This window comes from Thermoplasmata archaeon, from assembly GCA_036395115.1.
Taxonomy (GTDB): domain Archaea; phylum Thermoplasmatota; class Thermoplasmata; order RBG-16-68-12; family RBG-16-68-12; genus RBG-16-68-12.
Window position 1 is genome coordinate 42,812 of the sequence record DASWDU010000034.1, and the last position, 23,500, is coordinate 66,311.

The 23,500-nt window shown below is 65.5% G+C and carries 28 protein-coding genes; 20 read left to right on the forward strand and 8 right to left on the reverse strand.

Features of this window, described 5'->3' with window-relative positions; all coding sequences use genetic code 11:
* Window position 1: 1 nt before the first annotated feature.
* Window positions 2-487 carry an adenosine-specific kinase gene (locus VF992_08060; GenBank protein HEX9341105.1) on the reverse strand — a complete coding sequence of 162 codons (486 nt, stop codon included), beginning with the start codon at window positions 485-487 and terminating at the stop codon, window positions 2-4.
* A gap of 38 nt (window positions 488-525) precedes the next feature.
* On the opposite strand from VF992_08060, the gene VF992_08065 reads away from it, so the two are divergent.
* Window positions 526-912, forward strand: coding sequence for a hypothetical protein (locus VF992_08065; protein ID HEX9341106.1), 387 nt, complete (start codon window positions 526-528; stop codon window positions 910-912).
* A gap of 4 nt (window positions 913-916) precedes the next feature.
* Here the strand turns inward: VF992_08065 and VF992_08070 are convergent, their stop codons facing one another.
* Complete coding sequence (locus tag VF992_08070; protein HEX9341107.1) at window positions 917-1,426, reverse strand: hypothetical protein; 510 nt, start codon at window positions 1,424-1,426, stop codon at window positions 917-919.
* A gap of 81 nt (window positions 1,427-1,507) precedes the next feature.
* Here VF992_08070 and VF992_08075 point away from each other — a divergent pair, with 81 nt between their 5' ends.
* From VF992_08075 to VF992_08110, 8 genes are all read left to right on the forward strand, one after another.
* A complete protein-coding gene (locus tag VF992_08075; GenBank protein ID HEX9341108.1) occupies window positions 1,508-1,717 on the forward strand; it encodes a hypothetical protein in 210 nt (69 codons plus the stop codon).
* Window positions 1,718-1,812: 95 nt separating this feature from the next.
* Complete coding sequence (locus VF992_08080; protein ID HEX9341109.1) at window positions 1,813-4,434, forward strand: M1 family metallopeptidase; 2,622 nt, start codon at window positions 1,813-1,815, stop codon at window positions 4,432-4,434.
* Window positions 4,435-4,550: 116 nt separating this feature from the next.
* Complete coding sequence (locus tag VF992_08085) at window positions 4,551-5,231, forward strand: hypothetical protein (GenBank protein HEX9341110.1); 681 nt, start codon at window positions 4,551-4,553, stop codon at window positions 5,229-5,231.
* Between the two features lie 180 nt (window positions 5,232-5,411).
* Window positions 5,412-5,912, forward strand: a complete 501-nt coding sequence (locus VF992_08090) for a hypothetical protein (GenBank protein ID HEX9341111.1) — start codon at window positions 5,412-5,414, stop codon at window positions 5,910-5,912.
* A 60-nt stretch (window positions 5,913-5,972) separates the two neighbouring features.
* A complete protein-coding gene (locus VF992_08095; GenBank protein ID HEX9341112.1) occupies window positions 5,973-6,305 on the forward strand; it encodes a hypothetical protein in 333 nt (110 codons plus the stop codon).
* 47 nt (window positions 6,306-6,352) lie between these two features.
* Complete coding sequence (locus tag VF992_08100) at window positions 6,353-6,688, forward strand: tRNA-binding protein (GenBank protein ID HEX9341113.1); 336 nt, start codon at window positions 6,353-6,355, stop codon at window positions 6,686-6,688.
* On the forward strand, window positions 6,669-7,160 hold the full coding sequence (locus VF992_08105) for an NUDIX domain-containing protein (GenBank protein HEX9341114.1): 492 nt from the start codon (window positions 6,669-6,671) through the stop codon (window positions 7,158-7,160). The genes VF992_08100 and VF992_08105 overlap by 20 nt, the downstream gene beginning before the upstream one ends.
* Before the next feature lie 2 nt (window positions 7,161-7,162).
* The gene (locus VF992_08110; protein HEX9341115.1) at window positions 7,163-7,594 is read left to right on the forward strand and encodes a GNAT family N-acetyltransferase; all 432 of its coding nucleotides are present in this window, start codon (window positions 7,163-7,165) and stop codon (window positions 7,592-7,594) included.
* On the opposite strand, the gene VF992_08115 is transcribed toward VF992_08110, so the two are convergent.
* From VF992_08115 to VF992_08130, 4 genes are all read right to left on the reverse strand, one after another.
* The gene (locus VF992_08115) at window positions 7,591-8,787 is read right to left on the reverse strand and encodes an aminotransferase class I/II-fold pyridoxal phosphate-dependent enzyme (protein HEX9341116.1); all 1,197 of its coding nucleotides are present in this window, start codon (window positions 8,785-8,787) and stop codon (window positions 7,591-7,593) included. The genes VF992_08110 and VF992_08115 overlap by 4 nt on opposite strands.
* Complete coding sequence (tdh, locus tag VF992_08120) at window positions 8,784-9,830, reverse strand: L-threonine 3-dehydrogenase (GenBank protein ID HEX9341117.1); 1,047 nt, start codon at window positions 9,828-9,830, stop codon at window positions 8,784-8,786. The genes VF992_08115 and tdh overlap by 4 nt, the downstream gene beginning before the upstream one ends.
* Before the next feature lie 70 nt (window positions 9,831-9,900).
* A complete protein-coding gene (locus VF992_08125; protein ID HEX9341118.1) occupies window positions 9,901-11,040 on the reverse strand; it encodes an ATP-NAD kinase family protein in 1,140 nt (379 codons plus the stop codon).
* 43 nt (window positions 11,041-11,083) lie between these two features.
* Window positions 11,084-12,133: a prenyltransferase gene (locus VF992_08130; protein HEX9341119.1), complete on the reverse strand. Its 1,050-nt coding sequence runs from the start codon at window positions 12,131-12,133 to the stop codon at window positions 11,084-11,086.
* A gap of 52 nt (window positions 12,134-12,185) precedes the next feature.
* On the opposite strand from VF992_08130, the gene VF992_08135 reads away from it, so the two are divergent.
* The 10 genes from VF992_08135 to VF992_08180 all read left to right on the forward strand — a co-directional run bounded on the left by VF992_08135 (window position 12,186) and on the right by VF992_08180 (window position 19,328).
* Complete coding sequence (locus VF992_08135; GenBank protein ID HEX9341120.1) at window positions 12,186-12,533, forward strand: winged helix-turn-helix domain-containing protein; 348 nt, start codon at window positions 12,186-12,188, stop codon at window positions 12,531-12,533.
* A 33-nt stretch (window positions 12,534-12,566) separates the two neighbouring features.
* On the forward strand, window positions 12,567-12,857 hold the full coding sequence (locus VF992_08140; protein ID HEX9341121.1) for a hypothetical protein: 291 nt from the start codon (window positions 12,567-12,569) through the stop codon (window positions 12,855-12,857).
* Between the two features lie 60 nt (window positions 12,858-12,917).
* Window positions 12,918-13,856, forward strand: a complete 939-nt coding sequence (locus VF992_08145) for an aldo/keto reductase (GenBank protein HEX9341122.1) — start codon at window positions 12,918-12,920, stop codon at window positions 13,854-13,856.
* A 9-nt stretch (window positions 13,857-13,865) separates the two neighbouring features.
* The gene (locus tag VF992_08150; protein ID HEX9341123.1) at window positions 13,866-14,456 is read left to right on the forward strand and encodes a hypothetical protein; all 591 of its coding nucleotides are present in this window, start codon (window positions 13,866-13,868) and stop codon (window positions 14,454-14,456) included.
* 34 nt (window positions 14,457-14,490) lie between these two features.
* Window positions 14,491-14,619 (forward strand): hypothetical protein, encoded by a 129-nt coding sequence (locus VF992_08155; protein HEX9341124.1) that lies wholly within the window; start codon window positions 14,491-14,493, stop codon window positions 14,617-14,619.
* A 579-nt stretch (window positions 14,620-15,198) separates the two neighbouring features.
* The gene (gene psmB / locus VF992_08160; GenBank protein ID HEX9341125.1) at window positions 15,199-15,840 is read left to right on the forward strand and encodes an archaeal proteasome endopeptidase complex subunit beta; all 642 of its coding nucleotides are present in this window, start codon (window positions 15,199-15,201) and stop codon (window positions 15,838-15,840) included.
* A 34-nt stretch (window positions 15,841-15,874) separates the two neighbouring features.
* Window positions 15,875-17,782: a beta-CASP ribonuclease aCPSF1 gene (locus VF992_08165; protein ID HEX9341126.1), complete on the forward strand. Its 1,908-nt coding sequence runs from the start codon at window positions 15,875-15,877 to the stop codon at window positions 17,780-17,782.
* 7 nt (window positions 17,783-17,789) lie between these two features.
* On the forward strand, window positions 17,790-18,284 hold the full coding sequence (locus VF992_08170) for a hypothetical protein (protein ID HEX9341127.1): 495 nt from the start codon (window positions 17,790-17,792) through the stop codon (window positions 18,282-18,284).
* Between the two features lie 41 nt (window positions 18,285-18,325).
* Window positions 18,326-18,790 (forward strand): hypothetical protein, encoded by a 465-nt coding sequence (locus tag VF992_08175; protein HEX9341128.1) that lies wholly within the window; start codon window positions 18,326-18,328, stop codon window positions 18,788-18,790.
* Between the two features lies 1 nt (window position 18,791).
* Window positions 18,792-19,328, forward strand: coding sequence for a hypothetical protein (locus tag VF992_08180; protein HEX9341129.1), 537 nt, complete (start codon window positions 18,792-18,794; stop codon window positions 19,326-19,328).
* A gap of 3 nt (window positions 19,329-19,331) precedes the next feature.
* Here VF992_08180 and thsB read toward each other — a convergent pair whose 3' ends face one another.
* Together thsB and VF992_08190 are read right to left on the reverse strand one after the other, a co-directional pair.
* A complete protein-coding gene (gene thsB / locus VF992_08185) occupies window positions 19,332-20,987 on the reverse strand; it encodes a thermosome subunit beta (GenBank protein ID HEX9341130.1) in 1,656 nt (551 codons plus the stop codon).
* A gap of 605 nt (window positions 20,988-21,592) precedes the next feature.
* Window positions 21,593-21,865 carry a hypothetical protein gene (locus VF992_08190; protein ID HEX9341131.1) on the reverse strand — a complete coding sequence of 91 codons (273 nt, stop codon included), beginning with the start codon at window positions 21,863-21,865 and terminating at the stop codon, window positions 21,593-21,595.
* Window positions 21,866-22,293: 428 nt separating this feature from the next.
* Here VF992_08190 and VF992_08195 point away from each other — a divergent pair, with 428 nt between their 5' ends.
* Complete coding sequence (locus VF992_08195) at window positions 22,294-23,460, forward strand: DGQHR domain-containing protein (GenBank protein ID HEX9341132.1); 1,167 nt, start codon at window positions 22,294-22,296, stop codon at window positions 23,458-23,460.
* Window positions 23,461-23,500 lie beyond the last annotated feature (40 nt).

The window sequence follows — 23,500 nt, forward strand, 5'->3', positions numbered from 1 at the left end:
GTCAGCCCAGCTTGTAGCCGATCTTGCGCAGGAACGCGATTCGCTCCGCGCGGTCTCCCTCCGTCTCCACGCCTTTCGCCCGATCTCCGTCGACCACGCCGAGGACGCCGCGTCCGCGGTGCGTCGTCGCCACGATTACGTCCACGGGGTTCGCCGTCGCGGCGAAGATCGTCACGATCTCGGGCACGTCTCGAAGCGCCCGGAGGACGTTGATCGGGTACGCGTCCTCCAAGAAGACGACGAAGAAGTGACCGGCCCCGACCGCCAGGGCGTTCTTCGCCGCGAGGCCCTTCAGTCGGAGATCGTTCCCTTCCGCGCGGACCAGGCACGGCCCGGACGCCTCGCAGAACGCGACGCCGAATCGGATCCCGGGGACGGACCCGACGAGCGCCTCGTGGACGTCCTCCGCCGTCTTGATGAAGTGGGTCTGACCGAGGATGACGTTCAGCCCGTCCGGGTTCTCGATGGGGACGATCTCCGTGTCCACCGCCATCGCCGATGTATCGACCCCGGCCGATTAAAGTATTGTTCTCGGACGCGTGGACGTACGTTACGTGCACGCGGAAGGGAGAGGGACCCGTCCTCCATGCGCTTCCCATGGCACGCATCAAGGGGCTGTGGGCCGTCCTGTTCGAGGTCGAAGACGCGGACGCGAGAGAGGACTTGGCGCTCGTCGCAACGGCGATCCAGGTGCACTTCGCGAACGGGGTCACGCGGGAGCGGGCCGTCACCGAGTTCATGGCAATCCGGTTCCGATGGCCCGCGTCGCGGACCCGCAAGCGGTTGCAAGGCCTCGTCGACCTCGGGGTGCTCCGCTGCACGCGGGATCTGTCGGACAACTGGACGAAGGTCTACGAGGTCGTCGACCGCCCCCACGTCCCTGCGGCGTTCGCCCTCGAGATGGCCGGGTGAGCGCTCACCGCCCGGCACGGACGGTGGCCTTGCGGACCCGCTCGAGGAATCCGGACGAGCGGAGCGGCTGGTAGCAGAGCATGAAGAAGTCCGACGCGACGAGGACGAAGATCTCCCGCGGGACGCGCCGCATCGACCGGTGCCGAACCGCGGCGACCTCGCCCTCCGGATGGAATTCGAACGGGAACCCCATCTTGCGGCTCGAGGCCACGAGCCGTCGCACCGGGCTGCTCGGCCGGCGCACGATCGATTCGTGGAGCGTCCCGTTCGGCGGGCGGACGAACGCGTACGCCACGACCTCGGGCGGATCCGCGACTCCGGGGAAGACGCCGACTCGCAGCGCGAAGCCGAACGAGAAGCCCGCTTGCGCGGTTCGGCGGACGCGGGAGAAGCGGTAGCCCACGAACCCGTGGTTCGCGATCCGCGTGCGGCGGAAGTTCTCCATCGGCCATTGCAGCGGGCGCCGGATCCGCTCGAACGTCGCGGCGATCTCGTCCCGCCGATCCGTCGCCATCGGTCCAGTGGAGTCCGTGGAAGGCCATAATCCCTCGGTCGTCCGAGGCCTTCTTGTACCGAACCGCCGCTCCGCGGGCCGATGGAGCGCCGATCGGCCGCGCTCACGCTCGTCGCCGGGCTCGCGGCGTGCGTCGTCACGGTCGCGACGTTCCTCGTCGACCTCGGGGACCACGACCTCGCGGAAGGCTTCGGACTGCTCGCGTTCGTTCTCGGCCTGTTTCTCGTCTGGGAGGGCGGGTTCAGCCTGTGGCGGGAACGTGCCCTCGCGGGCCGCCAGAAGCCGAGGTAGCCGCCACATCCGGTCGGCCGCCGACGCCCGATTCCGTGACGTTAACTACATATTCGCCAAGACGCTGCCGGCGACCGGAGACCCCAGGGCCTCGCATGGCGACGTCGAACCGCTTACCCGACACCGTCCGACCGGAGACGTATTCGATCGAGTTGCGGCCGGATCTCGGGGACTTTACCTTCCGAGGGAGCGAGTCCATTCGGATTCGCGTCGCGCGGCCCGTGAAGACGATCATCCTGAACGCCAAGGAGCTCCAGGTCCACGAGGCGACCGTGCGGTCGTCCCGGGGCCGCCCGGTGCCCGCCGCCCGGATCGACACGGAGCCGACCACCGAGCGGGTGCGCCTGACCTTCGCGGACCCGATCCCGAAAGGCGCGGCCACGCTCGCCCTCGGCTTCACGGGGACACTGAACGATCAGCTCGCGGGATTCTACCGGAGCAAGTACACCACGACGGCGGGCAAGGAGGGCTACATGGCCGCCACTCAGTTCGAGGCGACGGACGCCCGCCGCGCGTTCCCCTGCTGGGACGAGCCGGCGGCGAAGGCGGCTTTCGAGGTGACGCTCATCGTACCCGACGGAATGGCGGCGGTCTCGAACACTCCGGTCCTCCAAGACGAGCGCCTCGTCGATGGGACGCACCGCGTGCGATTCGCGAAGACGCCGACGATGTCGACGTACCTCCTGGCGTTCGTGATCGGCCCGCTGGAAGCCCTCAAAGGCTCGATGGCAGGCAAGACGGAGCTCGGCGTGTGGGCGCTGCCCGATCGGGTCGGCCACGGTCGTTGGGCCCTCGAGAGCGCGTCCCGCATCCTCTCCTACCTGAACGAGTACTACGGAATCCCGTATCCGCTCGAGAAGCTCGACCACGTGGCCCTCCAGGATTTCGCGGCGGGCGCGATGGAGAACTGGGGCGCGATCACGTACCGGGAACGGATCCTCCTCTTCGACCCGTCCACGTCGTCGGCGCAGACGAGCCAGAACATCGTGGACGTTATCGCGCACGAGACCGCCCACATGTGGTTCGGCGACCTCGTCACGATGGCGTGGTGGGACGACCTCTGGCTCAACGAGAGCTTCGCGTCCTGGATGGGGAACAAGGCCGTCGACGCGCTCCATCCCGAGTGGCGCATGTGGACGCAGTTCCTCCTCTTCGACACGATTCGCGGCCTCGGCCTCGATGGCCTCCGTAACTCGCATCCGATCGAGGTCCGGGTCGAGGACCCCGCCGAGATCCGCGAGATCTTCGACGAAATCAGCTACAGCAAGGGCGCGTCGATCCTCTGGATGCTCGAGCAGTTCCTCGGCGAAGACGCGTTCCGCCGCGGGCTGCGGCGCTACCTGAACGCGCATCGATACGGGAACGCCCGCACGGAAGACCTCTGGACGGCGCTCGAGGACGTGTCCCGAAAGCCCGTGCGGGCCTTGATGGGCACATGGACGAAGCAGACCGGCTTCCCCCTCGTCGACGTCCAAATCTCCAGGAAGGCGAAGGAGGCCACGGTGAGGCTCACCCAGTCCCGGTTCTTGTACGAGCACCTCGCGGGAGCCCCGGCGGGGAAGGCGCTCTGGAAGGTCCCCGTCCGGATCGCGCGGGCGGGTGCGCCCGAGGTGGAACGGTCCCTGATGGAGAAGCGGACGGAGACCCGGAAGGTCGCCAAGGGGAAGAGGCCTCCGGACCGGGATTGGATCAAGGTGAATGCGGGGCAGTCCGGCTTCTACCGGGTCAACTACCCTCCGGAAGAATGGGACCGGCTACGGCGGGCCGTCGTGGCGGGCGAGCTCGAGGCGGAAGATCGACTCGGCCTCCAGAACGACGCGTACGCCCTCACGGTCGCCGGATACCTGCCGGCGATGTCGTTCCTCGAGCTGACGTCCGCGTACCGAGACGAAGACAACACCACCGTGTGGCAAGGGATCGCGGATTCCTTGATGGGATTCGAGAGCCTGATCGCCGACCGGCCGTACCTGGATTCCTTCTACGAGTACGCGAGGGACCTGTTTCGACCGGTCGTGGCCCGCACCGGATGGGCCCCTAAGAAAGGAGAAGGCCACCTCGACGCCCTGCGCCGGATGACGGTGCTCTCCCGTCTCGGCCACTACTTGGACCGACCGGTCTTGGACGAGGCGTCGAGGCGCTTCGCGGACTCCCTGAAGGATCCCGCGTCCCTGCCTCCCGACCTGCGTTCCGTCGTGTACGGGCTCGTCGCCCAGGAGGCGGACGAGGCGACGTACGAGACCTTGTGGGGGCTCGAGCAGAAGTCGGCGCTCCAAGAGGAGCAGGTCCGCCTCCTCCTCGCCCTGACGCGGCCCCGAGGGGAATCCCTCCTCCGGGAAACCCTCGCTCGGGCCCTGTCGGACGCAGTCCGGTTCCAGGATGCGCCGATCGTGATCCGGGGCGTGGCGACGAGCCGACCGAGCGTCGGGAGGGACCTCGCGTGGACCTTCATCAAGGCGAACTGGGATGAGTTGTATCGGCGGTATTCACCTTCCGGATTCCTCATCCGCGGGCTCGCCGCAGTCCCGGAGACGTTCGCAAGCGCCAATCGGGCGCGGGAGATCGAGGCCTTCTTCAAGAGTCATCCGTCGCCCGGCGTCCGGCGGACCGTGAAACAGGTAATGGAGAAGATCCGCGTGAACGCCGCGTGGCTCCGGCGCAACGACAAGGCTCTTGCGGCCTGGTTCCGAGGGCACGAGCCTTCGACAGCTCGCGAGTGAAGCGGCCAGTCCGAAGCCTCCTCGTGCCGTAGGCGAGTTGATCCCTATCTCGGCAGGTAGCGGGAGAGGAACGAATATTGAGCGGAAGAGTCTTACCGAACCCCCGAGGGACCTGGTTGGCGGCATCACAGTCGGAGGCCGTTGAGGTCAAGGTGAGTGCGCGCTCTATTGGGAAGAAGCCGAGGACAGTCTTCGTGGCGTATCCATACAAACTATTCGCTGGAGAAGACTATCGGGCTGTGTTTGATCGCGTGGGAAAGGCGCTCGGCGTGAAATTCACGTTTGCCGACCAGAAGATACTTGATGTCCACATCTTGGAAAAGATCGCCCTCATGATCAAAGAAGCAGAGTTCTCCATTTTCGACATCTCAGGGTGGAATCCAAACGTTACCTTGGAGTATGGACTGGCTCTCGGATTTGGCGAGAAGAAGTTCCTGCTGTTCGATCCAGGCAAGACAGAATTTAGTGAAGTGCCCGCGGATGTCAGGGGGTTTGACCGGCTTGAGCACCGGTCCTATGCAGAACTTGAGCGTGCCCTCACGTTCCTCATCGCCCAGGAGTTCCCGCCTGAGAAGAAAGCCGACCCACTCGGAGACTTACAAGTCCAGATTAAGGACCTCCTTGCAAGAACGCCGGGGGTTTCAAGGAGCACCGTCGCAGCGGCGCTCGGGATTAGGCCGGAACTGGCTAGCTTGGTGCTCGGCCAGATGGTCGGCACCGAGCTTGAGGTGCGCGGGGAAAGGAGGGGCACGAAGTACTACCTTAAAGGCTCAGCACCAGCGGGGCCAAACCATTAGCCGCACTTTGGCGGAGGCCTTTGATCCACGGGGGCAAACACAGCCGCGGCCTCCGTAATGCGTCTGGCGGCCTCCTAACCACGTCCCCGCAATGTTGTGGGAGCGGCCCAGACCCCAATATCTGGTATTGCGGAGTCGGTCCCAAAACATTCATTCTCTCGGGCTGACTTGCGGTCAAGCGTGAGAAGCGTCCGGATCAACCGCAGGCTGGGGGTAGGCCCTAAGCCGCTCACGACCGTGTTCCCCGGCCTGGATCGGGACCCGAACTTCATCGCGCTTTTCAACGACGGGCTGCGGGAGAAGGTCTTGGCCGAGACGCGCGTGAATCTGGTCCCCGAAGACTCCTACGCCTACATCGACGACGAGCGGGGGTGGGTGAACCTCGGGCATGGATACCTGAAGACCGGCGAGGCCCGAATCCTCTACCTCGACATCCTGCACGAATTGACCCACATCCGCCAGTGGCACGAGGGGAAGGAACTATGGGATCGGAAGTACGACTACGTAGACCGGCCTACCGAGGTGGAGGCCTACCGGGTCGCGGTTGAAGTCGCCCGGAAGATCGGGATGACCGACCGGGAAATCGCCGATTATCTCCGGGTGGAATGGACCAGCCGCGAAGAGCACGAGCGGCTGTGCCGCCGCCTCGGGGTGCGGCAGACCGACTCCCGCGCTCACTGACTGCCTATGATTGTCTGACGGGGCTGATGGGGGAATCACCCGATCAAGGGCAAAGTGTACATGTACATCGACGACGACGCCGGCAACGTCGTGGCAGGCCTCGGCTACCTGCGGACGGGGGAGTCGCGCATTCTGTATCTCGACGTGTTGCATGAACTCACGCACATCCGCCAGTGGCATGCGGGCCGCGAGCTCTGGGACCGTCGGTACAACTACGTCGACCGCCCGACGGAGATCGAGGCGTATCGAATCGCGGTCGACGAGGCGCGTCGTCTCGGGATGACGGACCGGGAGATCGCCGACTATCTCCGCGTGGAGTGGACGAGCCGCGAGGAGCACGAGCGGCTTTGCAAGCACCTCGGCGTCCGCAGCCCCGAATCGCGCGCCGTCTGAGGGCAAGGCCTCAAATCGACGGGGCCTGTTCCGCGCAGGCGAGGCAGATGGCGCCGATCACCTTGGAGGAGTTCGCGAAGGTCGAGATGCGCGTCGGCAAGGTCGTCGACGTGCAGGACTTCCCGGAGGCACGCAACCCCTCGTACAAGCTCTGGATCGACTTTGGACCGTTCGGTGTGAAGAAGAGTTCGGCGGCGATCCGCCGATGGTACGCGAAGGAGGACCTTGCGGGCCGTCAGGTCGTTGCCGTGACGAACTTCCCGCCCCGGCAGGTCGGTCCGTTCCTGTCCGAGGTCCTCTGCCTCGGCGCGGTTCAGCCCGACGGGCGGGTCGTCATGCTCCGCCCGGATTCGGAGGGAGAGCTTGGGGCTCGGATCGCTTGAGGGTGGCCGCGAGTTCCTCGTCCGCGCGTGCGGCGTCCTGGTACACGACGACGCCGTCCTCGCCCAAGAGGGAGACGACGGACGGGGCAGCCGGAGCTACGCGCTCCCGGGCGGCCACCTGGAGTTCGGGGAGACCCTCGCGATGTGCATGTCGCGCGAGTTCTACGAGGAGAGCGGCCTCAACGTCGAGGCCGAGAAACTCCTGTACGTCCACGAGAACTTCTACACCCTCCGGGAGATCGTGACCCACGAAATCGGATTCTACTTCCTGGTCGATCTGAACTCCGAGTTCCCGTCGGCGGATTCCGACGGATATGTCCCGAGCCGCGAGTCCCACATCCGCATGCGATTGCTGCCGCTTTCGGAACTCCGCGCGTTCGCGATGATGCCGCCGTTTCTTCGAGAACGTCTCCCTGCGGACGCGCGTGCGCATTTCGCCGGTCCAGCCAGGCACCTCGTCTCCCGGGACTGACGATGGCCGTTCGAATCCGCCCGCTGCGGCTCCGCGACTACGACGACATGATCGCGCTCTTCCGAGCGTGCGGGATGGAGCCGAAGGCGCGGGGAAGGGATTCCCGTCCCGCCATCGCACGGCAACTGCGAGCCCACCCCGGTCTCTACATCGGCGCGTTTGACGGAAGTCGGCTCGTGGGCGCGGTCCTCGGGACGCACGACACCCGCAAAGGCTGGATCAATCGGCTCGCGGTACACCCCGCATACCGGAGGCGGGGGCTGGCGCGCCGACTCGTGCGGGCGTGCGAGCGCGCGTTGCGGGCCGGGCGCATCGAGATGTTCTGTGCACTCATCGAAACGGACAACGCGGCCTCCGAGGCCGTCTTCCGCTCGCTCGGCTACGAGGTCGTCGAGATCCTCTATGCCCGCCGCAAGCTCCGCGACGACATCTAGGGGATCACGTTCAGTTCCTTTCCGATCTTCTCGTAGGCGACGAGAGCGTCGTCGAGGTCCTGGCGCTTCAGCCCGGCGTTCACGATGTTCCGGATGCGCGCCTTGTCCTTCGCGACCATCGGGAATACGATCGGCAAGGCGAACACCCCTTCCTCGAACAGCCGCTCGCTGAACCGCTTCGCGGTCGCGGAATCGCCCAGCATGACGGGCGTGATGGGCGTCTGGCTCCGCCCGATGTCAAAGCCGAGCGAGACGAGCCGCTTCTTGAAGTACTTCGTGTTCGACCACAGCTTCTTGACGTGCCTCGGCTCCGTCTCGAGGACGTCGATTGCCGCGGTGCAGGCGGCCGTGACCGCGGGAGGGTGGGATCCGCTGAGGAGCCAGGTCCTCGACTTGTTCAGCGCGTAGTTCCGGAGGTCGTTCGACCCGGCGATGTAGCCGCCGACCACGCCGAGGGCTTTCGAGAACGTGCCCAGCTCGACCTGGATCTTCTCCTCGACGTGGAAGTGCGAGGCGACGCCACGGCCGCCGTCCCCAAGGACTCCCTCCCCGTGCGCGTCGTCGATGTACACCATCGCCCCGAATTCCTCGCTGACCTTCGCGATGTCGCCGACCGGCGCGATGTCGCCGTCCATCGAGAACACGCCGTCACTCACAACGAGGATCTTCTTGGCCGTGGCGTCGGCCTCCTTCAGCGCGCGTTCGAGGTCGCCGACGTCGCAGTGCCGATAGATGATCCGCTGCGCCTTCGTCAGTCGCACGCCGTCGATGATGCTCCCGTGGTTCAGCTCGTCCGTCAGGATCGCGTCGCCGTCGCCCGCGAGCTGCGAAATCAGCCCCGCATTCCCGGCGAAGCCGCTCATGTAGAACAGGGCCGCCTCGCGCCGCTTGAAGCGGGCGATCCGGCGCTCGAGCTCCTCGTGGAGGTCCATGTTCCCGGCGATCGGCCGCACGCTGCCGCTGCCCGCGCCGTGCGTCTTGATCGCCTCGCGTGCCGCCCGCTTCACCTTCGGATGATTCGACAGGTTCAGGTAGTTGTTCGAGCAAAGCATGATGACGGTCTTCCCGTCGACGACGCTGCGCGGAGCCGACGGCCCTTGGAGGACCCGGAGCTTCCAGTCGAGGCTCTGCGCGACGAGGTTCTCGTACTCCGCGCGCATCCAAGAGGTCGGATCTCGGTTCGCCAGCGTCATCCCTCCATCGGGAACGCGACCTTGCCGCAGTTGCCGCTTCGCATCACGTCCATCGCCTCGTCGTACCGGTCGAGAGGAAACTTGTGCGTGAGGAGCGGCCGCAGATTCACGTTGCCGCTCTTCAGGAGTCCGCCCATCTGAGCCCACGTCTTGAACATCAGCCGGCCGTGGATCCCGTGGATCGACGCGCCTTTCGTCACGAGCTCCGACATCGGGATCGTCACGTCCTCCGTGTAGAACCCGAGAATATGAATGCCCCCGGCGGGGCGCACGATTTGCAGGGCCTGCCGCAACGCCTGTTCGCTCCCCGACATCTCGAGGACCTCGTCGACGCCTTCGCCCGATGTCAGGTTTTTGATCTCGTCGACGAGGGCGGCCTTCGACGCGAGCACGTGATGCGCCCCGACCTCCTTCGCGAGGTCCATCCGGTACCGGTTCGTGTGGCCGATGGCGATGACCCGCGCGGCCGCCATCGCGCGGCACAGGGCGACGGCCATGAGGCCGATCGGACCGAGGCCGAAGATCGCGACGGTCTTGCTGGGCACATTCGCGTTCGTCACGGTATAGACGGCGTTGCCGAGCGGATCTTGCATCGTCGCGAGTTCCGGCGGAAGGTCCGGATCGTTCACAATCACGTTCGTCGCGGGGATCTTGAGGTACTCTGCGAACGAGCCGTCGCGGTCGATCCCGAGGATCGACACGGTCTTGCAAACGTGCGCGTTACCCGTGCGGCACATGTAGCAGCGGCCGCACGCGACGTGGCCCTCCGCGCTCACGTACGCCCCCTTCTCGAGGCCCGTCACCTCCGAACCGAGCCGTTCGATCCGCCCCGCGAACTCGTGTCCCTGGATGAGCGGCACCTTGATGCGGGCCTGAGCCCACGCGTCCCAATCGAAGATGTGCACGTCCGTCCCACAGATCGATGCGACCTGCACGCGAATCAAGACCTCCGACGGGCCGGGCTCGGGGATCGGGACCGATCGGACTTCCGTGCTCCGCGACGACGGCTTCAATTTCACTGCGGCTTTCATTGTGCCGGCCATGCCCGCATTTCCCCGGTCGTGCCTCGCATAGGGCTGGGGTATTTCAACTTGGTTCCTGGCCCTCGCGGGCTCATCGCTGGATCGGGTGGAGCTTCGATGTGCGATATCCGATGAGCACGAAGAGGTATTCGCGACTCCGGAATTCCTCGTCCAGCCCCGCATCGCCCGTGTCGACCCGCAGCACCGGCGTCATCGCGAGTTTGCCCGGCGTCGCGACGGCGATCAGGTTCCGCGTCCCGATCCGCCGGAGGACCTCCGGGCTCGCCTCGAGATTCCCGCGTCCGAGGAGGAAGCCCTGCGAGCCGATCGGACTGAGGACCAGCTTCGCCTTCGGGTGCGCATCGAGCAAAGACAAGATGCCCCGCTCGTTCAGGTCCTTGGCGACCGTCCGGCCGCCGAGGATCGCGTCGATCCCTAGGATGGTCTTCTCGAGACCGAGGGCGGTCGCGATCGACGCGATCGTCGAGCCAGGGCCGAGGAAGAAGAGGGTGCCCGGCTCTCCCGCGAACAGCTCGCGGAAGTGATCCGCGAGTTCCTCGCGGGTCGACTCTTCGCTCACCTCCGCGACCTGAAGCTTGCCGGCCTGGACGAGCGTCGGTTCCACGAGCGTCTTCGCCGTCCCGACGAGTGCGACGCGCCACTCGCCTCGGCGGTATGCGTCCTCGTCGAGGTCGAGGATCTCGGCGGATCCGACACGCAGGCTGCCCTGGAGGTGAGCGACGGTCAATTCGGCGGCCGCCCGCGGGGAGACCGCGAACACGCCCGAATGCATCTTGACGCCCGCCGGGATTCCGAGAATCGGGACGCGGTCCTTCGCCGATTCCGCGACATCGCGCGCCGTGCCGTCTCCGCCGCAGAAGAGGAGGAGCTCCACCCCGCCGGAGATGCACGCGTCGACGGCCCGCCTCGTGTCTTCCGCCGTGGTCGTGTTGCCCGGCCGGTAGACGACATCCACTTGCGCATCGACGACCCCGGCATCTCGAAGCGGCTCACCGCCCATCGGTCCTTCGCAGGTGAGCCATCGGACATCGGGCAAGGGACTCGCGCGCGCGGCGGATAGGAACTCGTTCGCGAACTGGCGGGCCCGCTCCGGTGCAACCGGTTCGGCCCCCGCGGCTCTCGCCTGCTCGACGACGCCGTCCGTCCCCTTGAGGCCGACTCGTCCGCCCATCCCCGCGATGGGGTTGACGACGAATCCGATGCGCCGCACGACGTCCGCACTCGCCCCGCCGTATTTCCTTCTTCCGAGGCCCTTAGCGGTTCCGCGAATCCGGTGCCGGTGCGCGGCGCCATGCGCGGGCGAGGGCGGGAGGCGGCGCGGCTACCATGAGGTGCGCGAAGTAACCGAGCGCGGCGAGAGGGAGGAGAGGCCACAGCAGCGGCGCGAGCAAGACCGATGTCGTCAAGCCCGCGGCGATGCCGAGCTGGATGACCCTCAGTTCGTTGCGGGTCGTTGACTCGAGGTCCGCCGCGTCGATCCGCAGATGGAACCAGATCGCCGGGAGCGTGAGGACGGCGGCGAAGAAGAACGCGGTGTGGAAGGTGACGCTCAGCCAGAGGTCGAGGATGACTGCCGCGACGACCATCCCCGCGGCGTACCGCTTCGCATTCCGGAACCCAAGGGCGACGACGGTCGTGCGCTTCGGCGGCACCGCCGCCGCGTCCATCGGCGCATCGGCATAGTGATGGACGACCAGCATGCCGGTGCACGCGAGGGCGTGGGCCGCCAGGGCGATCACCGCCACGAGCGAGACGGAGAGTGCCTGGATCGCGTACGCGCCGAGGCCCGACAGCAAGACGCCGGGGAATCCGCCCAGCCACTCCCCGGTGAAGGGCCGGTACGACATCGCGATCGGCGGGGCGGTGTACGCCAGGCCGATGAGGTACCCGGCGAGGATGATCAGGGCGAGCCACGGTGCGCGCGCCACGACGACCCAGGCGGTCAACGCGGCGACGCCGAAGGTCGCGCAGGCAAAGATCCGCCACAGATCCCGCTCCTCGAGCAAGCCCATGTTCCGGACCTTGCTCCCGCCGGACAGGGCGCGGAGCCCGATCTGGTCCGTGCCGCTCCGCCAATCGTAGATCTCGTTGATGGCGTGCGTCTCCCATCCTTGGACGAGGCCGCCGAGGGCGAGGGCCACCACAAGCCAGAGCGGCTCGAACCTCCCGGCGACGGCGAAGGCCACCGCGGTCCCCAGCACGACCGCCGTGTACGACCAGAGCAGGACCGGGATCAGCCGGAACTCCAGGAACCAACCGAGCGCCTTGCGTCTCCACGACTGCTCGACCGGGACGGACGCCACCATTTTGACTATTTCGATAGTAATATTAGAACGTTCGCGGATGCGGTGTTGGATGGCCGAGCCACCGGGTACGTTGTCGAAGAACGGTTGGGTGCGCGGCTTCATGGACAAGCGGTTGTGGTATCTCATCGCGGCAACCCGCGGGGGCATCAACCGCGCGCGGATCTTGCGGACGCTCCACGACCGGCCGTACAACGCGAACGACCTCGCAGGCCAACTCGGTCTCGACTACAAAACGGTTCGCCATCACTTGGATGTGCTCCGGGAGAACGATTGCGTCATGACGCTCGGACACGAAGGCTACGGCATCTTGTATTCCCTCTCGCCTCGGCTCCAGGTGCACTTCGACGACTTCCTCGAAATCTGGCGGCTCATCGAGGGCCGCGTTGGGGAAAAGTAAATATGGTGCACATCCGACTCGGCACGTGGTAACGTGGCGCTCGGGACCTTTTGGATGATCGACGTCGGGCTCGCCCTCGCGAGCGTGGCGGTTCTGGCGGGACTCCTCTATGTCTACGTCGGGAATTATCGCCACCTGAGGTCCCCCTTCTCCTTCGGCCTCGTGGTGTTCGCGGCCCTCTTCGTGGTCGAGAACCTCGCCGCGGTCTACTTCTACGTCGTCATGAGCCAGGACTTCGGGGCGGGCGTCGCGGTCCCGATGCTCGCGCTGAACGCCGCGGAACTCGTCGGGTTCGCGACCCTGTTCTACGTGTCGTGGCGGTAAGCCCTCGGGGAGCGTCGCGGTCAAATACGCCCGCACCCTTTGCGGTCCCGAGGCGTCCCCGTGGTGAACTATCGTCCGATGGGGAAGACGGAGCTCGAGGTCTCGGAGGTCGGGTTCGGCCTGTGGACCCTCGCCACCGGCCGGTGGGGCGAATTCACCGACGACCAGGCCGTCGACTTGCTCCACAAGGCGTACGACGCGGGCATCAACTACTTCGACGTCGCCCCCACGGACGGGGCGGGGCGCGGGGAACGCTTGCTCGGACGGGCCTTTCAGGACCGGCGGGAGCTCGTCATCATCTCGACCAAGGTGGGCCGCACCGATGGCGGGGTCGATTTCTCGCCGGCCGGCATCCGCAAGGCGCTCGACGCGACCCTGGATCGGCTGGCTTCGTCCTACGTCGACGTCGTGCAGCTGCACTACCCCGATGCGGCAACCGTCGCGAACGCCGGCGTGTGGCAGACCCTCGAGGACCTGAAGTCGGAAGGGAAAGCCCGCTACGTCGGGATCGCGCTCGGCCCGGGCCCCGGTGGCCTCGAGGAAGGGCGAGCCGCGATGCGGAAGCGCGACCTCGGTTGCGTGCAGACGTACTACAACCTCCTCGAAGAGGAGCCGGGTCGGAAGTTCTTCCCGGTCGCCCTGGAGATCAACCAAGGGATGGTGATCCGCGCGCCGCACGCCGGCGGCGTGCTCGAATCGAGCCCCGACGCGGTCCGCTTCCCCGCGGACGGGGATCTCCAGGTGAAGGAAGCGGCGTGGGTTGAGCGGGCGAGGGACCAGGCGGCGAACCTGAGCTGGATCTACGAGGGGAAGGGGATGAGCCTCTCCCAGGCCGCGGTGAAGTTCATCCTGTCCGAGGAGACCGTGGCGTCCGTGATCCCGAACATCTACCGGGAAGAGCACCTCACGGAGTACGGCGCCGTGTCGGACTTCGAGAGCTTCTCCCAGGTCGAGCTCGGTGAGATCGCGGAGCAGTTCCGGAAAGGGTTCGGTGCCTGAGGCATCCGTATGATCCTCGGCTACGTCGACAGGGAGGATCGCATCTACGACCTCGGCTTCGCGACGATGCGTCTTCGCGTCCGCCTCGAGGCCGGGGAAGGAAGCGTCTCCAGGGTGACGTTCTCCCAGGTCGCGGGGAGCGGGGCGGCATCGTACCGCGTGCTCGGGGAGGCGGACGGGCGCGCGGAGGTGTCGATGGACCACGATGGCAAGCGCATCCCGCTGTTGCGCGAGGTCGACGGGCATCTGTACCGGCACGAGGCGGGCCTCTTGTTCTTGGCGTCTCCGGCGACGCGGGATCCCGAGGATCCCGGATACTTCTTGGTCAAGCTCCGCGCGATGCCGAGCGCGGTCGCGTTCTTCTTCGAGGATCAAGAAGGTCGGGAACTCGTCTCGGTCCCGCGCGATGAGGTCCTCCGGGTTGCGGCGGAGGGGGGCGGGCTCACGGTCTTCGTGAGCGCGGCGAACGTCGCCCTGCCGAAGGAGAAGATCGCATACACGGTCCACTTCGAACCGGCGTCTCGCATCGGACCACTCCTGGAGGATCTCGTGCTGGCGCAGGGCGAGGGACAAACCCCTCCTAAGCGACGAAATCCTTAATACGACCGCGCAGCTTCGCCCGCCGGGGTCCGACATGTCCTACGATGTCGCAGGTCTGGGTCTCGGCGGCGAAAAGAAGGGCAAACGGAAGACGTACGCGTACGTCGGGGTCGCGGTCGTCGTCATCGTCCTCGTTGCGGTTTGGTGGGCCTTCTACATGTAGGCCTCCCCGGGAATGCTTGAAGGTCCTCCCGTTCCATCCGCTCAAGGGAGAACTCTTCCGGGTGAGGTCATCGGGCTTCATTCTTCTCCCATGGCTCGCATGCCCCGGCCCCGAAGCATCGCGATGAATCCTAAGATGAACAAAGCCACCGAAATAATGTACGCCGGCCGCCAGAAGAGAGACAGCGGGGAAATCAGAAGCCCGGCGAACATGAGCCATAAGCGTCTCTTCGTTGCGGAGTTCATGCCCACTCCTCCCGCCGCGAATATTCGATGGCCCCCCATAGTCTTTCCCTCCGCCCGACCGGAGTCGCCTTCTTTTGGTGGTGTGGGACGTCGGAGCCGAGGAGGGCGGTTGCCATCGTGCGTCGGCGAAGAGAGGGATGGGGATACATCCCTGAGGCGTCCAGCCCCGCGATCCCGGAGGCAGGAAGGCGCGCGACCTCCTCCGGACCCGAAAGGATAAGACAATTGAGCGGAGTCGTTACCGCCTATCGGCCTTGATTCGCTATTCTTAAATACTGCGGCCCGTATGCTTCGGCCGTCACCTTGTGACACCCTTTTGAACGGGAGTGTTCAGATGTCAACGGTTTCCAAAGAAGTCGAGACCGGCACGACGACGCTCGGGCTCGTTTGCAAGGATGGGGTCGTCCTCGCAGCGGACCGCCGTGCGACGGCTGGGACGCTGATTGCGCACAAGCACACGAAGAAGGTGTACAAGCTCGACGAGAACCTCGGCCTGACGACCGCGGGCCTCGTCGGCGATCTGCAGGTCCTCGCGCGGTACATCACCGCGGAAGTCGAACTGTACAAGCTCAAGCGTGGCGTCACGATGCCCGTCGAGGCGTGCGCGACGCTGACCGCGAACATCCTCAGCGGCAGCCGCTTCTACCCATATTGGGTGCAGCTCGTGATCGGCGGCTGGGACCGCGCGGGCGGCCATGTGTACTCGCTCGACGCGGCCGGCGGGTCCCTCCCGGACAAGTTCGTTTCGAGCGGGTCCGGCAGCCCCTACGTCTATGGAGTCCTCGAGGACCACTTCAAGGATGACATGTTGACGGAGGACGGGGCGAACCTCGCGATCCGGGCCGTCACCGCGGCGATGAAGCGGGACGCGGTCTCGGGCGAAGGGATCGACGTCGCGATCATCACGAAAGACGGATTCAAGATGCTCGACGACAAAGAAGTCGAGAAGCGCAAGTTAAGCATGAAACTGACCTGAGTCCGCAAGCGACGTCAGGTCAACGAGACGTCCGATGACCATTGAGGACATTCTGAACGACGCGCGAAGCGTCGTGAAGAAAGTGGTCCCCGACCACGTGGAAATCACGCAAGTCGACTTCGAAGGCCCCACGATCGTGATCTACACGAAGAACATGGAGGTCTTCGCGGAGTCGAACGAGCTCGTGCGCCAGATCGCTCAGCAGCTCCGCCGCCGGATCGTCGTCCGACCGGATCCGTCCCTCCTTGCGTCCCAGGAGGACGCCGAGAAGATTATTCGCGAGGTGATCCCGCCGGAGGCGCAGATCACCGGCATCTACTTCGAGACGGAAACCGGCGAGGTGACAATCGAGGCGCTTTCGCCCGGTATGGTGATCGGCCGCCACGGGTCGATCCTGAACGAGGTCAAGAAGCGGATCGGTTGGGCGCCGAAGGTCGTGCGCACCCCTCCCATCCCCTCGAAGACGGTCGAGGAGATTCGCCAGTACCTCCGGACGATCAACGACGAGCGCCAGGCGTTCCTGAAACAAGTCGGCCGACGACTCGCGCGCGAAGTCCCCCAGGGAGAGAACTACGTCCGGATCACCGCACTCGGGGGCTTCCGACAGGTCGGCCGATCCGCCGCGCTCCTGTCCACGCGGGAGTCGAAGGTCCTGATCGACTGCGGCGTGCTCATCTCGGAGGACAACGGCTCGCCCTACCTCAACGCCCCGGAGGTCATGCCGCTCGGTTCGATCGATGCCGTCGTCATCACGCACGCCCATCTCGACCACTCCGGGCTCGTGCCGGCCCTGTACAAGTACGGCTACGACGGGCCGATTTACACGACGCCGCCGACGCGCGACCTGATGTCGTTGCTCCAGCTCGACTTCATCAAGGTCGCGATGGGCGAGGCGCGCAAGTCGCCGTACGATTCGAGCAACGTCCGGAAGGCCGTGGCGAACACGATCCCGCTCAAATACGGCGAGACGACGGACATCGCGCCGGACGTCCGGTTGACGTTCCAGAACGCGGGCCACATCCTCGGCTCCGCCGTCGCGCACTTCCACATCGGGGACGGGCTGTACAACGTCGCGATGTCCGGGGACATCAAGTTCGAGAAGACGTGGCTCTTCAACCCGGCCGTCAACAAGTTCCCGCGCCTCGAGACGCTCGTCCTCGAATCGACGTACGGCGGCTACCACGACATCCAGCCGTCCCGGCACGAGGCGGCGCAGCAGCTCAAGGAGGTGGTCCGTCGGGTGCTCAGCCGAGGGGGCAAGGTCTTGGTCCCCGTCTTCGCCGTCGGGCGCTCCCAGGAGGTCATGCTCGTCCTCGAGGACGCGATGCGGAACCGCCAGATCCCGGAAGTGCCGATCTACTTGGACGGCATGATCTGGGAGGCGACCGCGATCCATACCGCGTACCCGGAGTACCTGAACAGCCAGCTCCGGACGGAGATCTTCCAGACGGGCGAGAACCCGTTCCTGTCGCCGATCTTCAAGCGCGTCGAGACGTCGGACATGCGGTCGAACATCTGCGACGACGTCGAGCCGTGCATCGTGCTCGCGACGTCCGGCATGATGTCAGGCGGCCCCGTGTTGGAGTACTTCAAGTCGTGGGCGGACAACCCGCTCCACGCCCTCCTCTTCGTCGGGTTCCAATCCGAAGGATCCCTCGGCCGGCGCATCCAGCGGGACGCGCGCGAGATCACGCTCACGGACCGCGGGCAGCCGCTCACGCTCCCGATCAAGCTCGACGTCGAGACGATCGACGGCTTCTCCGGCCACTCGGACCGCCTGCAGCTTCTGAACTACGTCGGGACGATGGAGCCTCGGCCCGAGCGGGTCATCGTAAACCACGGCGAGGAGTTCAAGTGCTCCGACCTGGCGTCGGGCCTATACAAGAAGTTCGGCCTCGAGGCGCGCGCCCCGATGAACCTCGAGACGATCCGGCTCAAGTGAGGCCCGAATGTCGGCCGGCGCGACGGGCCCCACGCCCGCTTGGGGGCGGTGGATTCCCGGCAGCGCGGTGATCCTGTTCCTGTTCCTCTCGGCCGGCCTGTGGATGGCGTCCCTCGCCGCCGACGCCGTCGGCCAGTCGGTCCTCGTCGTTGTCTTCCTCGCGGTCGCCGCGTTCGTCCCTCTCGCCTGGCTCGCCGGGCGCATCTGGACTCGGCCACTGTGGGCCGTCCGGGTGCGCGACAGTCCCGAGGCGATCACCGCGGCCGTGCGGGATGCGCTCCGCGACCGCCTGCCGACGCAGCTCGCCGCGGCGGACGGCCCCGAGGGGCTGTTCCGTCGTTGTGAGACGCTGCTCCGGATCGACGAGCCGGCGTGCCTGATCGGGGTCGAGAGGTCGGTCGGCGGGATCGGGACGACGGTCCTGCTGCTCCCGCGCTCTCGGGACCGCCGATCGATCGACGACCTCCGTGCCCGGATCCTCTCTCGGCTGGCGAGCCCGTAGAGGAAAGGCAAGCCTTTTGTGGGCCGCCGCGATGGGCCGCCGTGCGTCGGCCCTTCTACGAGAAGGTCCAAGATCTCGTGACGCCGGAGGCGTTCCACGCCCAGGTCGACGCCGCGATCGCCGAATGGGGCGGCCTGTTGGACCGAGACGCCGCCGCGATGGTCGTCGTCGAACGCCTCGGCCGGAGCGTCGCAGCATTCGCCCGCATCGCGGATCTCGAGGAGGGCATGGAGGCGAATCTGCGGGCCACGGTCGTCGGCATTTCGCCGGTGCGCACGTTCACGCGCCAAGACGGTACCCCAGGCCGGGTGGCGAACCTCGAGCTGCGGGACGACAGCGGGTTCTGCCGCTTCGCCCTCTGGGACGACGACGTCGGGCTCGTGGATCGGGGAAAGGTCGCCGTCGGGGCGACGGTCCGCGCCCTCGACTGCTACGTGAAGCGGACGAACTTCGGCCTCGACGTGTCCCGCGGCAAGTTCGGCGCGCTCGTGGTGGAGGGACCCTGACGTGCCCGAGACGGCGGACGGCTGGTCGTACGCGAACAACTGGCGGATCGCGGCGTTCTTCCTCGGCCTCGCGATGATCCTCCTCGGGATCGGGTCGCTCGCCGTGTTCGCGTTCGGAGACGACGCCGGGATGGCCGGCCTGTCGCTCCTCGCGATCGCGACGTACCTCCTGGTCTTCTCCGTCCTGGTCTTCGTGCCGCGAATCGCGCGACGGGGTTCCGTGAGCTTCAGTCTGTTCTCTCGCCGATCGGTGGAGGATGCAGAGAAGGCCGTCGTGGGGGCGATCGAGGCAGTGGGGAGGGCGCCTCGCGTGGAGATGGCGCGGTCACGGTCGAACCACCCGCCGCGCGTGGTGACGGCCGACGGGATCGTGACGCGGTTCCGCATCGAGATTTCCCGCGCCGGGCCCGGATCCGTGGACGGAGGCGTCTGGACGGAGATCGTCCAGAGTGTCGCGTCGACGGACGCGGACGCGGCGCGGACGTTGCGGGAGCGGGTCAACGAGCAGCTCGCGAGGCTCCCACGGGCCGAGGAGTGAGGCTCACATCCCCATTCCGGGCATGCCGCCCATCCCGCCCATGCCGCCGCCGTGTTCGCCGCCACCGGGCGGAGGCGGGGGCGACTTCTTCGAGGCGATGATGTCGTCGATGCGGAGGATCATGCCCGCGACTTCCTGGGCGGACTCGATTTCTTGGGTCTTGACACGGAGCGGCTCGACGATGTTCGCCTTGAGCATGTCGAGGGGCTCGCCCGTCATGACGTTCACTCCCATCGACTTGCCGCCCTTCTTCCCGTGTTCCGCGCGGAGCTTGATCAGGACGTCGATCGGATCGAGGCCCGCGTTTTCGCCGAGCGTCCTCGGGATCACGTCGAGCGCCTGCGCGAACGCTTCAATCGCCAACTGTTCCCGGCCCCCGATCGTCGCCGCGTAATCCTTGAGCGCCAGGGACAGCTCGACCTCCGCCGCCCCGCCGCCGGCGATCGCCTTGCCGTCCTCGATCGTCGCAGCCACCACGCGCAGCGCGTCGTGGAGGATTCGCTCGACCTCATCGACGACGTGCTCCGTGCCGCCGCGCACGAGGATCGACACGGCGCGGGCTTTCTTGCAGCCGGTGACAAAGGTCATGTCGTCCGTCCCGACCTTCCGCTCCTCGACGAGCTCGGCGCTCCCGAGTTCCTTCGCCGTGAGGTCGTCCAGGTTCGTGACCGCGCGCGCGCCCGTCGCCTTCGCGAGCTTCTTCATATCGCTTTCCTTGACGCGACGCACCGCGTAGATGCCCTCCTTCGCGAGGTAGTGCTGTGCGACGTCGTCGATGCCCTTCTGGCACAGGACGACGTTGGCCCCGGATGCCCTGATCTTGTCGACCATCGTCTTGAGGCTCTTCTCTTCCTCGTTCAGGAACAGCTGTAGCTTGCCCGGATCGCGGATTCGGATCTCCTCGTTCACCTCGGTCTTCTTGACCTCGAGGGCGCGGTTGATCAGGGCGATCTTCGCGTCGCGGACGAACTTCGGCATCCGAGGATGCACGCGCTCTTTGTCCAAGACGACGCCGTCGATCAGGTTCGTGTCGCTCAGGCTCCCCCCGTGTTTCTTCTGGACGAGGATGTTGTCGACGTCCGCGCGGAGTTCCCCCGCGACCTCCTCGACGATCGACTGCACCGCGTCCACGGCGATGCCGGCGAGGAAGTCGGCATTCGTACCGACGCTGCGGCCAGACATCGCCGTCCGGGCGATCGACCGGAGGGTCGTCTTGTCGTCCCTCTTCACGGGGAAGGCGAGCTGGTTGAGTCGGCGGACCGCCTCGGCCGCCGCCATCCGGTAGCCGTTCACGATGATCGTCGGGTGGACCTCCTGCTCGATCAGGCTCTCGGCGGCTTTCAGGAGTTCCCCGGCGAGGATGACGGCACTCGTCGTCCCGTCTCCGACCTCGTCGTCCTGCGTCTTAGCGACCTCGACGAGCATCTTCGCCGTCGGGTGTTCGATCTCGATTTCCTTGAGGATCGTGACCCCATCGTTCGTAATCGTCACGTCGCCGAGAGAGTCGACGAGCATCTTGTCCATGCCTTTCGGGCCAAGGGTCGACTTGACCGCATCGGCGACCGCGCGGGCGGCGGCGATGTTGTTCGACACTGCGCCCTTGCCCTTCTCCCGTTCCGTCCCTTCCTTCAAGATGATGATTGGCTGACCGCCCATCATTTGGATTCCCGCGGGTCTATGCGAGGGCTTCTATATGAGCGTTGCCCTTGAGTGGTTCCGTTGCGTTGTTCTTGGCGCCCCCGGGGGGCGGGTGAGAGTGGCTCGCGATGGTCTTAGGGAACCGAGGTGGGGCTTACCGGAACAAGATCTCAGTCCTGAGCGCCTTCCCATCGAAGTGTACTATCATTTTCTTCGTTTTCAGCTGACGCCAAGTCCACTCGGCGACTTCCTTTGGCTCACAGACCTTGAAGTTGCGTCTGTCAACAATAATCTCTTGGATGATATGCCGGCGCTCATATCTCACCGGCGACTCTGGAAGGTCTATGGTTACTCCTCGCCAAGAATCCAGATCCTCAGTTTGTCTCCTTCCCTGTGAACCGCGTACTCTTGTCCGGACGTGTCACGAAAGAGGGATAGCGTGTCTTCTGACATCTCTTCGGGCACGAGCCGGAAGAGCGGTTCTCTCAGCTGGGACATGCGCATTACACCCTGCTCGAAGGTCTTGATCCATTGGGTGAGGCTTCTAAAGGGATTAAAACGAAATGGGGTTCCGATCTCTCGTCCGATGCCTGTTAAAACCTGACCGCCTGGTATCAGTCCATGACTCACGGTTTTCCGCCCTCCGCTTCCTGGATTAGTGAACGATACCTCTTCAGCACGTTCTCGATGTTCTGCGAGAACAGCTCCTTGTCCTCCGAACTGGCCGTGAGGATGTCCCCGCCCCGTGTTAGAATAGGACTTACGTCCATGATGAACTTTATGAAACGACCGGCTTGCTCGTCGGGAATCCTCGAAAGGAAGCCCGCGAGGGCATTCGGATCATTGAGCTTCGTCAGTACGTCCGACTTGAGTCCCGTTTCGGCCTCGAGCGTCGCCATGTCCCGTGCCAACCCTCCGAAAATCTTGACGAGTCCGTACATGAAAAGAATCAGCTTGCGAGAGTCAGGCTCTCCGACCTTCGGTTCTGGCATGGGCGGCCCGTTCACGGATGGACACCAACGGCTAAAGCCTTTCTCAACCCGACGTTCTGTGGTGGATGGTTTCTGGCGAAGGGTTCCGTTTCGACGTTGTTGACGCGCCTTCCGGTAGGTTTATCCCTTATGCCCGGTTATGCCCAGATAGTCCAGCGGCTGTAACCCTCCACGACGTGGCTGGGGGTCGCGGACGAGAAGGCAAAGCGTGTTTACGAGTAGCGGCGCCCTCACCGAGGCGGCCTCACTGTCCTCCGGCTTTGGACCCTCCACAGCAGTGGTTGGGGGCGGGAGGACGATGTGAGACCATGGAAAGCCAAACAAGGCGAAAGGCGGTGGCCCCCGCCGAAGAGAAAGGGGTCGAAGGCGTGAACACTCGGCAGGCAGTCCGGGAGATCCGGAAGCTTGCCCTAGAGTACGAGCAGCACGGGAACCGGTTCTACGTCACGGTGTGGACGGGCACCGAGTTGGCGAAGAGCACGACGGTGCCGGTCTTCGACAGCAGGAAAGAAGACGGGTACCAGCGGCTCCCCAAGAAGCAGCGCGTACACAGGGCGGCCAAGTACCTCCTTTCGGGAGGGAAGTTCCCGGGGGCCATCCTCCTGAGCATCAGGGGTCCGGACCGTGAGAAGATCTCCGTGCGCCCGATCCAGGATGTCCCGGGGAACGGGTTCTACCGGCTCGTCGAACTAACCATTCCGGCGGGGGTCATGATCTACCTCGTCGATGGACAGCACCGGAAGTACGCCCTCGTCGAGGGGATCGACCAGGGGAGCCACCTCGAGAACTTCGGGCTCGCCTCGGTCATTTTTCTTTCCGAGGACGAGGTCGACGAGGCCCAACAGTTCCGGACCGTCCACAAGGAGCAAAAGAACGTCCCCACGGACCTCGTGGACCGGATCCTGCTCCGCGAAGTGGAGACGGATCGGGTGAACCCGATCGCCCTCCGGCAAGCCGGCGAGTACAAGAAGCTCCGGGAGTGGACCGCGATCCGCGTCACGCGCCTCCTGGACGAGCTGCAGGGGAGCCCGTGGCATGGCCGGATCAAGCCTCCGAACGCGGGGATGTTGGCCGAGGAGGCCAAGGCCAAGGGCGACGAGGCCCCGGACTGGGACGTGACGGAGAACAGCGTCAAGACGTCGCTTACACCCGTCATCGAGTTGCTCGACGGATGGGAGCCAGAAGCAATCGCGAACATGCTCGTCGCGTACTGGCAAGCGGTCGTCGAGGTGTGCGCACAGGCCTGGGCGAACAAGGAGGCCTATCTGTACATGCACAACACGAAGGGGATCTACGTCCTCCACTCGTTCTTCCCGGCGTGCTTCGCGCACTCCGTGAAGCTATCGGGTGGGCCGTCGAAGGACAACTTCGCCTCCGTGCTCTCGGATGCGGGCTTGGACGACGAGTTCTTCGCCCGTGGAGGGGAGCTCGAGGGGGTCGGAGGTTGGGGCGGGTTCAAGACGAAGGCGCAGGAACTCGTGTCGAACCTAGCCGAGACGTAGCCACCGGATGAGGGGGCCCGCGCCCCCACTCTCTTTTTTT